The 14775-nt window shown below is 68.8% G+C and carries 10 protein-coding genes; 7 read left to right on the top strand and 3 right to left on the bottom strand.

The annotated features are described in order from the left end of the window. Positions 1-2 precede the first annotated feature (2 nt). On the top strand, positions 3-1256 hold the full coding sequence (locus tag ACS5PN_RS18605) for an MFS transporter (RefSeq protein WP_439465474.1): 1254 nt from the start codon (positions 3-5) through the stop codon (positions 1254-1256). Here ACS5PN_RS18605 and ACS5PN_RS18600 read toward each other — a convergent pair. Both ACS5PN_RS18600 and ACS5PN_RS18595 read right to left on the bottom strand, forming a co-directional pair. Further along, on the bottom strand, positions 1237-2586 hold the full coding sequence (locus tag ACS5PN_RS18600; RefSeq protein ID WP_439465473.1) for an ATP-binding protein: 1350 nt from the start codon (positions 2584-2586) through the stop codon (positions 1237-1239). The two genes, ACS5PN_RS18605 and ACS5PN_RS18600, sit on opposite strands and share 20 nt — an antisense overlap. Beyond that, complete coding sequence (locus ACS5PN_RS18595; RefSeq protein ID WP_439465472.1) at positions 2576-3241, bottom strand: response regulator transcription factor; 666 nt, start codon at positions 3239-3241, stop codon at positions 2576-2578. The genes ACS5PN_RS18600 and ACS5PN_RS18595 overlap by 11 nt, the downstream gene beginning before the upstream one ends. Before the next feature lie 291 nt (positions 3242-3532). Here ACS5PN_RS18595 and ACS5PN_RS18590 point away from each other — a divergent pair, with 291 nt between their 5' ends. From ACS5PN_RS18590 to ACS5PN_RS18565, 6 genes are all read left to right on the top strand, one after another. Then, a complete protein-coding gene (locus tag ACS5PN_RS18590; protein WP_439465471.1) occupies positions 3533-6379 on the top strand; it encodes a TonB-dependent receptor in 2847 nt (948 codons plus the stop codon). Positions 6380-6517: 138 nt separating this feature from the next. Beyond that, a complete protein-coding gene (locus ACS5PN_RS18585) occupies positions 6518-7888 on the top strand; it encodes an alpha-amylase family glycosyl hydrolase (RefSeq protein WP_439465470.1) in 1371 nt (456 codons plus the stop codon). Next, the gene (locus ACS5PN_RS18580) at positions 7888-9411 is read left to right on the top strand and encodes a tryptophan halogenase family protein (protein WP_439465469.1); all 1524 of its coding nucleotides are present in this window, start codon (positions 7888-7890) and stop codon (positions 9409-9411) included. Before ACS5PN_RS18585 ends, ACS5PN_RS18580 begins: the two co-directional genes overlap by 1 nt. Next, the gene (locus ACS5PN_RS18575; RefSeq protein WP_439465468.1) at positions 9405-11447 is read left to right on the top strand and encodes a glycoside hydrolase family 97 protein; all 2043 of its coding nucleotides are present in this window, start codon (positions 9405-9407) and stop codon (positions 11445-11447) included. Before ACS5PN_RS18580 ends, ACS5PN_RS18575 begins: the two co-directional genes overlap by 7 nt. Before the next feature lie 4 nt (positions 11448-11451). Then, a complete protein-coding gene (locus ACS5PN_RS18570) occupies positions 11452-12642 on the top strand; it encodes a sugar MFS transporter (protein ID WP_439465467.1) in 1191 nt (396 codons plus the stop codon). Position 12643: 1 nt separating this feature from the next. Continuing rightward, positions 12644-13750 (top strand): MurR/RpiR family transcriptional regulator, encoded by a 1107-nt coding sequence (locus ACS5PN_RS18565; RefSeq protein WP_439465466.1) that lies wholly within the window; start codon positions 12644-12646, stop codon positions 13748-13750. On the opposite strand, the gene ACS5PN_RS18560 is transcribed toward ACS5PN_RS18565, so the two are convergent. Then, positions 13649-14728 carry an alpha/beta hydrolase family protein gene (locus ACS5PN_RS18560; protein WP_439465465.1) on the bottom strand — a complete coding sequence of 360 codons (1080 nt, stop codon included), beginning with the start codon at positions 14726-14728 and terminating at the stop codon, positions 13649-13651. The genes ACS5PN_RS18565 and ACS5PN_RS18560 overlap by 102 nt on opposite strands. Between the last annotated feature and the right edge of the window lie 47 nt (positions 14729-14775).

Genomic DNA, 14775 nt, shown 5'->3' with positions numbered 1-14775 from the left:
CCATGCCCCAAGCCAGTACCACCGCCCCCGGCGCCGCCGCGCCGCCCAGTTTCACGCCCTATCAGCGTTTCGCCACCGGCCTGCTGACGCTGCTGCAGTTCGCCGTCATCCTGGACTTCATGATCATGTCGCCGCTGGGCGCCATGATCATGCCGGCCATGTCGATGTCGGCCCAGCAGTTCGGCCTTGTCGTGTCGGCCTATGCCTTCAGCGCCGGCATCTCCGGCATCCTGACCGCCGGCTTTGCCGACCGCTTCGACCGCAAGAAGCTGTTGCTGTTCTTCTTCGGCGGCTTCCTGCTCGGCACGCTGTGGTGCGGCCTCGCGGGCAGCTTCGAATCGCTGCTGCTGGCGCGCATCGTCACCGGCCTGTTCGGCGGCGTCATCGGCTCCATCGTCATGGCCATCGCGGCCGACCTGTTCGAGCCGGCCTTGCGCGGCCGCGTCATGGGCCTGCTGCAAGGCGGCTTCGCGGCCAGCCAGGTGCTGGGCCTGCCCTTCGGCCTGTATCTCGCCACCCACTGGAGCTGGCATGCGCCCTTCCTGGCCCTGGTGGCCTTCGGCGCCGTCGGAGGCCTGCTGATCGCCTGGCGCATGCAACCGGTCGACGCACACCTGAAGCTGCAAAACGACCGCAGCGCCTTCGCCCACCTCTGGCACACCGTGGCCGTCAAACGCCATCTGCATGCCTTCCTGATCACGGCCCTGCTGACGACGGGCGGCTTCATGATCATGCCCTTCGCCAGCGCCTTCTCGGTGAACAACGTCGGCATCGACCTGGCCCACCTGCCCATCGTCTACCTCGTCACCGGCATCAGCACGATGTTCGTCGCGCCGCTGGTGGGGCGCCTTGTCGACCGCCTCGGCCCCCTGCCCGTCTTCTTCACGGGCAGCGCCGTCACCATCGCCATGGTGGCCATCTACACGCGGCTGGGCCCCTCGTCGCTGACGACGCTGGTCATCGTCAACGTCGTGCTGTTCGCCGGCATCTTCTCGCGCATGGTGCCCTGGCAGGTCGTCGTCACCGGCATCCCGGCGCCCGAGCAGCGCGGCGCCTTCACGGCCATCAACGCTGCGCTTCAGCAGCTGGCCGGCGGCCTCGCGGCCCTGGTGTCAGGCCATATCGTGACCATTGGCACCGACGGCAAGCTGGCGCATTTCCCCTGGGTGGGCAATGTGCTCATCGGCACCACGCTGATCGTCTGCGTGCTGCTGTGGCTGCTGCAAAAAAACAGCCCTAAGCAAACTCCACGGTGACCAGCAGGCCGCGGCCTTCGGGCCCGGCGTCCAGGCGGATGCCGGCGCCGTTGCGCGCCGCCGCCCGTTCCGCAATCGCCAGCCCCAGGCCGCTGCCGCTCTGTTCCTGGCCAGGGATGCGGTAGAAGCGCTCGAACACGCGCTGGCGCAGGGCTTCGGCAATGCCGGGGCCCTGGTCGCTGAAGCTCAAGCGGCAGCCGCCACCCTCCCGCGCCGTGAGGCGCACGGCGATGCGGCCGTTCTCCGGCGAGTACTTGATCGCGTTGCTGATCAGGTTGTCCACCAGGGCCCAGACCGTCTCCTGGTGCAGGGGCCGCTCGCAGGCCGAGTCGGCGTGGAAGTCGATCTCGATGCCGCGTTGTACCGCCAGAGGCGCGGCGGCGGCCAGGCGGTCGCACACCAGGGTCTCCAGCGACAGCAGCGGCAGGGCCTCCTCCGCATCCGAACGCGCCCGCTCCAGCGACAGCAGCTGCTGCACCAGGTGGTTGGCCCGCGCCACGCCGTCGCGCAGGCCGGCGCTGACCTCGGCACGGCGCTGCACATCGCCATTGGGGCTCTGCAGCAGATGAGCATTGATCTGGATGGCGGCCAGCGGCGTCTTCAGTTCATGCGCGGCGTCGGACAAGAACTCGTGCTCATGCTCGATGCGCCGCCTCAAGCGCGCCATCAGGTGGTTGATGGCCGTGACCAGCGGTGACAGCTCACGGTAGGTCGTGTCGGGCAGGGGCGTCAGATCCTGGGCCGAGCGGTTCTCGATGGCCGAGGCAAAGGTGCGCAGCGGTTTCAGGCCCATGCCGATGATGAACCAGGCCGGCAGCAGCAGCAGCGGCAGGCTGAAGATGGTGGAGCGCAGCAGAAAGCTGACGCCCGAGAAGCTCAGCATCCAGCGGTCGTCGACCTCGTGGCTGCGCTCCACGACGAGGCCACTGGCCGCATCACGCTCGACGGCCTGCACCCAGGCATTGCCTTCATGCTCGGTCCCCGGCAGGGGCAGGCTCTCGGGCAGGGCCGGCCTGGAGTTGTAGACCAGCTCACCGCGCTGCCAGACGCGCACCCGCACCTGGGAGTGGTAGTCGAGCTGGCGGAACATCTCGGCCCGCACGGCTTCCAGCGCCTCGGCGGCCAGGCGCACGCGCTGCGGCTGGTCGCCGATGTCGGCCAGATGCATCAGCAGCTCGCGCGTGTGGGCCGAGTTCTCGCTGGCCGTGCGCGAGCGCTGGGTCTCACGCGCCTCCCAGGCCACGTACAGAAACCCCGCCAGCGCCACGAAAAGCGTGACCGCACTGAAGCCGAACAGCAGCCGCCGGAACAGCGACTGTTCAGGAGGCACGGCCGCTCTGCATCATGTAGCCCACGCCGCGCACCGTGCGGATGTGGCCGTCACCGATCTTCTTGCGCAGATTGGAGATGTGCACGTCCAGCGTCGCGCCGTCGCTGAAGGGCAGCACGCGGCGCTCCAGCTCGGCGCGCGTCAGCACGCGGTCGCTCTGCTTCATCAGCGTCAGCAGCAGCGCGTACTCGGTCTTGGACAGGGTGATGGCCGCACCGTCCAGCGTCACCCGCATGCGCTTTTCCTCCAGCGCCAGGTTGCCGAAGTTCCACAGCGCCTCGGCCTCGCCGTGGGCGCCGCTGCGGCGCAGGATGGCGCGCAGCCTCACCAGCAGTTCGGGAATCTCGAAGGGCTTGATGAGGTAGTCGTCGGCGCCGTTGTCGAAGCCCTTGAGCCGGTCCTGCAGGCCGTCGCGCGCCGTGATGATGAGGACGGGCACGGTCAGGCCGGCCGCGCGCAGGCGCTTCAGCACCTCGTTGCCGTCGCCGTCGGGCAGGCCGAGATCGAGCAGCACGGCGTCGAAATCCTCGGCCTGCAGCCGCTCGACAGCGTCATGGGCCATGCGCACCCAGACCACTTCGTGGCCCTCGTCCTTGAACACCGTCAGCAGGGCCTGGCCGATGTTGAGGTCGTCTTCGATCAGATAGATCTTCACGGCCGAAAGTCTAGCGACGCATGCCCTGAATGTGGCTTGGGCGAAACGCGCACAAGCCCCGGAAAACGCGCGAGAACGCCGATGGATAAAGGCCAAAACCGGAATCTTCAGGATTCCTTCAGCGCCGTTTGAAAGTTGTCTATAGAGATTCTTCAGCGGCTCACGCTCCGGATTGCGCGGCCTTCCCACAATCGGGAGCATGGCGGCCGTTCACCCGACACACCGGACTCGCGACCTGGTGGCCGTTGGCAGAACCGGACCCGACCACTACAACATTCGAGAGGCAAACCCATGGCTCATCTGCCAGCCGCACGAGCGCCGCGCCAGCCGCGAGCGCGCGGGCTCCACACCACCCTCCCCGCTGTCCTTCCGATCACGCGTGCCTGCGCCCTGCTGCTGTTGGGCAGCTCCGCCGCCCAGGCCCAGGAGGCCGCGCCGCAATCGCTGGAGACTGTCGTCGTGACGGGCATCCGCAAGAGCGTCGAGGACTCCATCGCCGTCAAGCGCAACAACTCCTCCATCGTCGAAGCCATCTCGGCCGAGGACATCGGCAAGCTGCCCGACGTGACGGTGGCCGAGTCCCTGGGTCGCGTCAGCGGCATCGCCGTGCAGCGCAGCAAGGTCAACGGCAAGGCCGCCGGCGTCAGCGTGCGCGGCATGGCCCCGGCCTTCGGCGGCTCGCTGTTCAACGGCCGCGAAGTGGCCTCCACCAGCGATGCGCGCAGCCCCGAGTTCGATCTCTTCCCGGCCGAACTGTTGGCCAGCCTGCTGATCTACAAGACGCCCGACGCCAGCCTGGTGGGCCAGGGTCTGTCGGCCACGGTCGACATGCGCACCATCCGCCCGCTGGACTACGGCAGGCGCACCATCGCTGTCAGCGCACGCAAGGAGCGCATCGGCGAAGACTCCGGCGTCGAGGTCGGTTCGGGCAACCGCACCAGCCTGGTCTATGTGGACCAGTTCGCCAACAAGACCCTGGGCGTCGCCGTGGCGCTGAGCCGCTCGCGTGAGGACAACGGCGGCGAGCAGCGCTTCGACAGCTGGGGCGGCTGGGCACCACAGGTCGACTACAACGGCCAGCAGGTCGCCGTGCCCGGTGGCTTCAAGTACGAGACCCAGCGCCGCCAGAGCACCCGCGACGGCGCGACGCTGACGCTGCAGTACAAGCCCAACAGCGAGTTCAAGACCACGGCCGACGTCTTCTACGGCGCCGGCACCGAGAAGACCAAGCAGACCGGCCTGGAAGGCGCCATCGCCTTCGGCGCCGGCGGCTACGACCCCAATGGCGTGCTGAGCAACGCGACCATCGCCAATGGCGTCGCCACCAGCGGCACCATGAACAACTACAAGGGCGTGGTGCGCAACCACATGTTCTCGAACAAGGACCGCCTGCTGGCCCTGGGCGTGAACAGCGAACTGAAGACCGGCGACTGGCGCTGGGAGGCCGACCTGTCGCGCTCCCACGGCGTCAAGAACATCAGCAACTTCGAGACGACGGCAGGCCAGCCCGGCAACACGCCGGCCAACCAGCTCGCCAGCATCAGCTGGACGGGCTTCAACGGCAGCAACTTCGCCGACGTGAAGTACACGACCAGCGGCAACTTCGCCGACCGCAACTTCGCACTGCTGACCGACGTCGACGGCTGGGGCGGGGGCCCCGCCACCCCGCAGGCCGGCTATGCCGCCCTGCCCACCATCGACGACAAGCTGACCAGCGTGCGCCTGACGGCCCACCACGATGTCGAATGGGGGCCCGTTGTCGGCACCCGGTTCGGCATCAATCTCAACAAGCGCGACAAGGCACGCCTGGGCGATGAAGGCCGGCTGTCCATCCTGAACGGTGCCGACGGCTACGCCACCGCCAAGATTCCCGGCGCGTCCACGGCACTCGCCGGCGCCTCGGGCATCGAGGTCGCCTCCTGGGACCCGACCGGCTCGCTGGGCAGCGTCTACGCCATCAATCGCTGGGTGGACGCGACCGTGCTGTCGCGCAACTGGACGGTGGGTGAGAAGGTGGCCACCGCCTTTGCCCAGGCCGACCTGAGCGGCGACCTCGGCGGCCTACCCTACAGCGGCAATATCGGCCTGCAGCTGGTGCACACCAACCAGACCTCCAGCGGCAACCAGGTCGACCTGGCCAAGTGCACGGGCATCACCGTCGACACCTGCCCCTATGTCGTGCGCACCGACGGCACCAGCTACTACCACCTGCTGCCCTCGCTGAACCTGACCTTCGAGCTCGGCAACCAGCAGCTGCTGCGCCTCGGGGCCGGCAAGCAGGTGGCGCGCGCCAACCTCGACAACATGAAGGCCAGCCTGGACTTCGGCGTGCAGAACGCGACGGCCGTTCAGCCGGCGCTGACGGGCTTCTCCGGCAACCCCAAGCTCAAGCCCTATGCGGCCAAGGCCCTGGACCTGTCCTACGAGAAGTACTTCGACAAATACGGCTACATCAGCCTGGCGGCCTTCTTCAAGAAGCTGGACAACTACGTCATCAACGCGCCGCGCGAGTTCGACTTCGCGCCCTACACCAGCGCGACGACGCCGCTGCCCGACCACGGCCCCTACAAGGGCTCGACGGTGGGCTTCCTGACCCAGCCCGTCAACGGCCAGGGCGGCAACATGCACGGCTTCGAGCTGGCCATCAACCTGCCGGGGCGCATGGCCTTCGACTGGCTGGACGGCTTCGGTGCGCAGTTGAACCACTCCTACACGTCGAGCTCGGTGCGCCTGCCCACCAGCGGCTTCGTGTCGCCGCAGAACGGACCGGTGTTCGCGGGTGTCGTCAACGAGATCGGCCTGCCGGGCCTGTCCAAGAACGTGACGACGCTGCGCCTGTACTACGAGAAGCACGGCTTCCAGCTCGCCTGGGCGGCGCACAAGCGCTCGGACTTCATCGGCCAGATCCTGGACTACCGCAGCGACTCGCAGTTCACCTTCATCAAGGGGGAAACCATCGTCGACGCGCAGGTGGGCTATGAGTTCCAGGAAGGTTGGCTCAAGGGTCTGTCGGTGCTGCTGCAGGGCCACAACATGACCAACACGCCCTTCCAGGAGTTCACGACGGACCGCAGCATCATCACCAACAAGGTGGTGTACGGGAAGACGTATCGCCTCGGGCTGAACTACAGGTTCTGAGGTCGGGCCGAGGGCAGCCCACTGCGGGCTGCCCGACGCCTACCGAAGGACCAGCCGCTTGCAAGCGGCTGGGCATGACCCTTCAGTCCATGCCACGCCCGGATCCACATCCGGGCGTGGCATTCACCGCCTGACATCGTGACAAAACTTCTCCAAGTGGTTGCCGCTGCCCTGCTGGCATGCGCCGGCACTGCCTTTGCCGCGCCTCTCGCCGTCGACCAGCCCAAGCCCTATGTGCACATCCAGCACCCGGCCTGGGCGCGCAACGCGACGCTCTACCAGATCAACACGCGCCAGTTCACGCCCGAGGGCACGCTGCGCGCCGCCGAAGCCCAGCTGCCGCGGCTGAAGACCCTGGGCGTGGACATCCTGTGGCTGATGCCCATCCACCCCATCGGCGAGAAGCACCGCAAGGGCGCACTGGGCAGCCCCTACGCCGTGAGCGACTACCTCGCCGTCAACCCCGAGCTGGGCACGCTGGCCGACCTGAAGCGCTTCGTCGCCACCGCTCACTCGCTCGGGCTGAAGGTCATCCTCGACTGGGTCGGCAACCACACCGCCTGGGACAACGTGCTCGTCCAGAGCCACCCCGACTGGTACGACCGCGACGAGCAGGGCCATTTCCGCCCCACGCCCTGGTACGACTGGGACGACATCATCGACCTCGACTACGACCAGCCGGGTCTGCGTCGCTACATGACCGACGCCATGAAGTACTGGGTGCGCGAGGCCGGTGTCGATGGCTACCGCGTCGACGCGGCCGGTCTGTCGCCGCTGGACTTCTGGGAACAGACTGCCAGGGAACTGCGTGCCATCAAGCCCGTCTTCCTGCTCGCCGAATGGGAGAGCCGCGACCTGCACGCCAAGGCCTTCGACGCGACCTACTCCTGGACCTGGTGGGATGCAATGAAGCTGATCGCCGAGGGCCGCGCCGACGCGACTTCCCTCTACCCCTACTACGCGTGGAACCGCAAGTTCTTCCCGCGCGAGGCCTATCGCCTGCTCTACACCACCAACCACGACAAGAACGCCTGGGAAGGCACCGAGCACGAGATCTTCGGCGCCGGCGCGGAAGCAGCCACCGTGCTGAGCTTCATCAGCGAAGGCATGCCGCTGATCTACAACGGCCAGGAGGCCGGCAACAGCCGGCGGCTGGCCTTCTTCGAGCGCGACCCGATCCTGTGGAAGGACGCGCCCGAAGGCGAGCTGCTGAAGCAACTCATCGCGCTGAAGAAGCGCAACACCGCGCTGTGGAACGGTGCTGACGGCGCCGTCATGGAGCCGGTGGCCAACAGCGCGCCCAAGCAGGTGTTCAGCTTTGTGCGCGGCAATGGCAAGGACAAGGTCGTCGCCGTCTTCAACCTCTCCGCCAAGCCGGTCGACGTCGTGCTGAAGGGCGGCCGCCATGCCGGCCGCTACCTGGACTTCAACGATGGCGCGGCCGTGCAGCTCGAAGACGGCAGCTCGCTGCCCCTGCCCGCCTGGGGCTGGCGCGTGCTGGTGCAGTGATGCAGCAGAACAACCTGAACACCGTTGTCATCGTCGGCGGCGGCACGGCCGGCTGGATGACGGCCGCGGCCCTCGCCAAGGTGACCCATGGCCGCGTGACCATCCAACTGGTCGAGTCCGAGGAGATCGGGACCGTCGGCGTCGGCGAGTCGACCATCCCGATGATCCGGCACTTCAACCAGTTGCTCGGCATCGCCGAGAACGAGTTCATGCGCGAGACGCAGGCCACGTTCAAGCTGGGCATTGAGCTGTGCGACTGGGGCGCCCTGGGCGACCGCTATCTGCATGCCTTCGGCCAGATCGGCCACCGCTCCACCACGCTGGCCTTCCACCACTACTGGCTGCGCATGCACCGGGCCGGCCTGGCGCCGGACCTGTGGGCCCATTCCATCAACGGTGCGGCCGCCCGCGCCCAGCGCTTCATGCGGGCCGACAGCAGCCATGGCCCCTCGCCGCTGGCCGAGATCGTGCACGCCTTCCATATCGACGCCGGCCTCTATGCGCGCCACCTGCGGCGCTACGCCGAAAAGCTGGGCGTGCAACGCACCGAGGGCCGTGTGCTGGACGCGCAACTGCATGCCGAGACCGGCCATGTGCGCAGCGTTCGCATGGCTGGCGGCGCACTGATCGAAGGCGACCTCTTCATCGACTGCTCGGGCTTTCGCGGCCTGCTCATCGAGCAGACCCTGAAGACCGGCTACGAGCCCTGGAACCACTGGCTGCCCTGCGACCGCGCCGTCGTCGTACCGAGCGCCAGCGGCCCCGACCTGCTGCCCTTCACCCGCGCCACCGCACGGCCCGCCGGCTGGCAATGGCGCATCGGCCTGCAGCACCGCACCGGCAACGGCCATGTCTACAGCAGCCAGGCCATGGGCGACGACGAGGCCGCAGCCCTGCTGATGCGCAACCTCGACGGCGAGGCCCTGGCCGAACCCCGCGTGCTGCGCTTCGAGAGCGGCCGCCGCCGCAAGGTCTGGAACCGCAACGTCGTCGCCATCGGCCTGGCCTCGGGCTTCATGGAGCCGCTGGAGTCGACCTCCCTCCATCTCGTGCAGTCGGCCATCTCGCGGCTGATCCAGTTCTTCCCCGACCAGGGCTTCAACGCCGCCGACGTCGCCGAGTTCAACCGCCAGAGCGACTTCGAGACCGAACGCATCCGCGATTTCCTGATCCTGCACTACCACGCGACCACGCGCAGCGACACCAGCTTCTGGAACCACGTCCGCACCATGGACGTGCCCGACACGCTGCAGAACAAGCTCGACCTGTGGCGGGCCAGTGGCCGCATCGTGCGCCATGGCGACGAGCTGTTCTCCGAGGTCGGCTGGCTGCAGGTGCTGCATGGCCAAGGCATTCGACCCGCCGCCCACCATCCACTCGCCGATGCCCTGTCGGAAAGCGAAATCAACGACTATCTGGAGGACACCCGGGCCGTCATCCAGCGCTGCGTCGCGCAGATGCCCAGCCATGCGGACTTCATCCAGGCTCACTGCGCCGCCGCCAAGGACCTCGAGACATGCTGACCCGCCGCCTGTTCGCACTCCTCGCCCTCGTCCTCTGCACGACCGCCCGCGCCGATGAGACGCTGGCCACCGTCACTTCGCCCGACAAGCAGCTCGTCGTCACGCTGCAGCTGACCGGCGAAGGCCGCCTGGCCTACCGCGTCGACCGCGCCGGCAAGCCCCTGGTCAATGCCTCGCGCCTGGGCCTGCTGCTGACCAATGCGCATCAGCTGGACGGCGGCTTCAAGCTGGTCGGCCAGCAGACCACCGAGCACGACGAGACCTGGGAGCAGCCCTGGGGCGAGAGCCGGCGCGTGCGCAGCCACTACCGCGAGCTGATGGTGGAGCTGTCCCAGCTGGGCCAGGGCGGCCGCGCCATGGGCCTGCGCTTTCGCGTCTTCGACGACGGCTTCGGCTTTCGCTACGAACTGCCGGAGCAGGCCCAACTGCCCATCATCCGCATCAGCGACGAGCTGACCGAGTTCGACATCGCCGAGCCGGCCACGGCCTGGTGGATCCCGGCCGGCGAGGCCCTGGTGCTGGAGTACCCGGTGCAGCGCACGCCGCTGGCCGAAGTCGGCTTGGCCAACACGCCGCTGACGATGCGCACGAGAAGCGGCGTTCATCTGGCCCTGCACGAGGCGGCCCTGGTGGACTACGCGTCGATGTGGGTGCGCAAGGTCGGCGGCCAGAAGCTGCGCGCCCAGCTCGCACCGAGTGCCAGCGGCGCCACGGTCTTCAAGCAGGGCGCCTTCGCCACGCCCTGGCGCACGCTGCGCGTGGCCGACTCGGCCGCTGCCCTCTACGAGTCCAACCTCGAGCTCAACCTCAACGAGCCCAACAGGCTCGGCGACGTCAGCTGGTTCCAGCCGGGCAAATTCGTCGGCGTCTGGTGGGAGATGCATCTGAACAAGTCGAGCTGGTCCAGCGGCCCCACGCATGGCGCGACGACGGCCAACACCAAGCGCCACATCGACTTCGCCGCCAAGAACGGCTTTCGCGGCGTGCTGGTGGAAGGCTGGAACCTCGGCTGGGACGGCAACTGGGTCGGCAGCGCCTCCGCCTTCGACTACCTGAAGTCCATGCCCGACTTCGACCTCGAGGCCGTGACGGCCTATGCCCAGGCCAAGGGCGTGCACCTCGTCGGCCACCATGAAACCGGCGGCAATGTCGCGCGCTACGAGGCGCAGATGGAGGCGGCCTACGCTCTGTATGCCAAGCACGGCGTCGATGTCGTCAAGTCGGGCTATGTGACCGATGCCGGCACGGCCCAGTTCGCGAACGCCAATGGCAGCGGCACCCACTTCGGCTTCACCGAGTCGCAGGAGGGCGTGCGCCACTACCTCAAGGCAGTGCAGCAGGCGGCGAAACACAAGATCGCCGTCGATACCCACGAGCCTGTGAAGGACACCGGCCTGCGCCGCACGTATCCGAACTGGGTCTCGCGCGAAGGCGCGCGCGGCCAGGAGTTCAATGCCTGGGGCGATCCCATCAATCCGGTGGACCACGAGGTCAATCTCGTCTTCACGCGCATGCTCAGCGGCCCCATGGACTACACGCCCGGCATCGTCAGCCTCAACGGCGCCGGCGACCGCAAGCTGAACTCCACCCAGGCCAAGCAGCTGGCCCTCTACGTGGTGCTGTATTCGCCCGTCGTCATGGTGCCCGACCTCATCGAGCACTACGAGCGCTGGCCCGCCGCCTTCCAGTTCATCAGGGACGTACCGACCGACTGGGAAACCACGCGTGTCATCCACGGCGAACTCGGCGAGGTCGCGACGATCGCGCGCAAGGACAGGCGCAGCGAGGACTGGTATGTCGGCGCCATCACCAATGGCGACGGCCGGCGGCTGACGCTGTCGCTCAATTTCCTCGACCCCAGGCGCCGCTACCGCGCCGAGATCTACCGCGACGGCGACCAGGCCGACTACCGCGATGCCCAGCATCGTTTCGACCTCGTGACCGAGCAGCTCACCGTCAAGTCCACCGACACCCTGCCCTTGCGCCTGGCCCCTGGCGGCGGCCAGGCCATCCGATTCGTCGCTCTTCCCCAGTAAGCCCATGTCCGTCCCGTCATCCGCCCTGCCCTTGCCGGTCCAGAGCCGCGCGCCACTCGCCATCGTCACCCTGCTGTTCTTCATGTGGGGCCTGCTGACGGCGCTGAACGACGTGCTGATCCCGCACCTGAAAGCGCTCTACACGCTGAGCTATCTGCAGGCCATGCTGGTGCAGTTCTGCTTCTTCGGCGCCTACTTCCTCGTCTCGCTGCCGGCAGGCCGACTGATCCAACGCCTGGGCTACCAGCGAGGTGCCGTCTTCGGTCTCGTTGTCGCAGCGGCGGGCTGCCTGCTCTTCCTGCCTGCGGTCAGCGCCGGCTATGCCCTCTTCCTGACCGCCTTCTTCGTGCTGGCGGCCGGCATCACGGTGCTGCAGGTTGCGGCCAATCCTTACGTGGCGGCCCTGGGCGATCCGCGCACCGCATCCAGCCGACTGACCTTGACCCAGGCCTTCAACTCGCTCGGCACGGCCGTCGCACCGGCCCTGGGCGTGCTGATCCTGCCGGCGGGCGGGAGTGGCAATGTGCAGGGCCCCTATCTGGCACTGGCCCTCGCGCTGCTGGCCCTGGCCGGCTTCTTCGCGCTGGCCCGCCTGCCGCGCATCGCCGACGAGGCCGTACCGGCAACGACATCGGCCGTCCAGGTCGCCCGCACCCACCCGCATCTGCTGTGGGGCGTCGTGGCCATCTTTCTCTACGTCGGTGCCGAGGTCAGTATCGGCAGCCTGCTGATCAACTTCATGCAGGAAGCCGCTGGCCTGAGCGCGGCGGCGGCCGCGCCCTATCTGAGCCTCTACTGGGGCGGCGCCATGGTGGGCCGCTTCGTCGGCGTGGGCCTGATGCGCCTGATGGCACCGGGCCGGCTGCTGGCCGTGCACGCGGCCCTGGCCGTGGCCCTGATCGCGGTCGGCGTGACCACCTACGGCGCCATCGCCATGTGGGCCCTGCTGGCCGTCGGCCTGTGCAACTCCATCATGTTCCCGACCATCTTCAGCATGGCCGTGCATCGCCTGGGCGCGCAGACGGCGCAGGGCTCGGGCCTGCTGTGCATGGCCATCGTCGGCGGTGCGCTGCTGCCCCTCGTGCAGGGCCATGCGGCCGACGTCATCGGCCTGCAGGCCTCCTTCGGCGTGCCGGCGCTTTGCTATGCCGGCATTGCGGCCTATGGCTGGTTCAACGCCCGACTCTTCGACTGACATGGACCACCAGCCCTGGCCCCGGTTGCTCGCCCGCTGGCAGGACGGGCGGCTGCACACCCTGCTGCTGCACGCCGACGGGCGCCGCGCCCATGCGACCGACGAGCGCGTCGCCGACGGCGCACAGCTGGCGCCCGCCCTGGCCGACACCCTCGCCGCCCTGCACCGCTCCGTCCACCACGCCGTGCTGATGACGGACACCGAGCTGGCCACCGACACGCTGAGCCGGCGCCTGGGCCTGGCCACGCTGTGCACGGTGTCGTGGGCGCGCGCCCTGCGCCTGGCACCCGAAGACGAGGCCGGCTGGACCGGGGCCGCCCGCGCCCTGGACCTGGCCCTGCACACGCAGGTCAGCGGCGGCGCCATCAGCAGCCAGATCCGCGCCGCCTATGCGCATCTGACCCGCTGCGAACGCCGCGTCGCCGACGTCGTGCTCGCCAACCCCCGGGCGGCGCTGGAGATGGCCACCGCCCGCCTGGCGGAGGCGGCCGATGTCAGCCAGCCCCAGGTCATCCGCTTCTGTCGCGCCCTGGGCTTCGACGGCGTCAAGAGCCTGAAGCGCGCGCTGGCAGAAAGCCTGGCCAGCGGCGCCAGCGAGGCCCCCGCCGGCCACCCGCTGCTGATGCGCAGCACCCAGGCCCTGCGCGGCCTGGACGGCGCGACGCTGGCCCTCGCTGCCGAAACGCTGGCCGGCGCCCGTCAGGTGGATGTGCTGGCCGACACGGCTCACGCGCCACTGCGCGACATGGCCCTGCAGTCGCTGTGGCGGGCCGGCATTCCAGCGCGGCCCTTGCTGCCGGGCGACCTGCCATCGACCTCGCCGGGCGTCTGCCTGGCCCTGGGCAGCACCGTTGCGCCCCTTCCCGGCAGCTGCGGCGTGTGGATCACCGAGAGCGCCCAGGCCGGCGGCACGCCGCTGCAGCTGGTCACCGGCGCCGAGGCCGAACTGGCGCCGGCCCTGCTGGCGACGCTGGCCTTGCAACTGCTGCTGGCCGACGTGGCGGCATCAAGGCGCCGGCCGCAACGTCCGCGCGAGGAAGCCCAGCACGGCCTCGACGGTCTGATCGTGAACCGCCCGCCGCGCAGGGCCGGGCTCCGCGCACAGTAGCGGCAGCATGCCGCGCCCGGCCGGCGTGCACAGCGACAGGAAGTCGTAGTGGCCCACGCCGGGCAGGACCTGCAGGCGCGAGCCCTGGATCTGCGGCTGCAGCCAGGCCGCGTTGCTCGGCGTCGGCACGACCGCATCGGCATCGCCCGCCATCAGCAGGACCGGCACGCCGATGCGCGCCAGGCTGTCCGGCACGATGGCCTGGGCCAGGGCCGGCGCCAGCAGCACGCCGGCCTTGAGGCGCGGCTCGCGGTAGTCACCGGCTTCGCCCAGCAGCAGGCGTTCGGCGCCGACCCGCTGCAGCTCCTCGCGCTGGCGCGCGTAGTTCAGGTCGAACTCGACCTGAGGGTCACAGATGGCGTCACGCTGGGCGCTGCGGCAGAAGGCGCGAAAGCGCTCGAAGTCGGCCTTGGCGCCGAGCAGCAGCGCCGCTGTCCAGCCGCCGATGGAAAAACCCACGACCCCCACCCACTCGCGGTCGATGCGTGAGCCGATGAAGGCGTCGTTCAGCACGCGCTCCAGCGCCAGGCGCAGATCGGCTGCGCGCTCCCAGGGCGCATAGGCGCCGGCCGGCGTCACGCCGTCGACGCCATTGGTGCCGGGGTGATCGACGGCGACGGCCACATAACCCGCCCGCGCCAGCGCCTCGCCCAGCCAGGTCATCTGGCGTGCGGCGCCGCCAAAGCCATGCGACAGCAGCACCAGCGGATGACGGGCCTCATCGGCCCAGGGCGCGCGGGGTGCGACCCGGCCGGCGTTGAAGACCGGGCCGGCTGCCACGTCGACCTCGCGGGCGTCGGACCGGGCCGGATACCAGACCAGGGCGCGCAGCTCCGGCGCCTTGCCCTCGCTGCGCAGGGCGGCGCTGGCACTCGGCCAGCTCAGCGCCGCTTCACCCGCCCGGGGCGGTGGCGGCGTCTGGGCATGGGCAAGGACGGCACAGGCGAGACCCAGGCCCAGCAGCAACAGGCGAGACATGACGGCACCATCCAGCGAAATATCACCCCAGGCTAACCAGGGGGACG

The sequence above is a fragment of the Roseateles sp. NT4 genome (assembly GCF_051857475.1).
Lineage (GTDB): Bacteria > Pseudomonadota > Gammaproteobacteria > Burkholderiales > Burkholderiaceae_C > Pelomonas.
The sequence above is the reverse complement of the archived record's forward strand: the minus strand, read 5'-3'. Positions and strand labels throughout refer to the sequence as shown.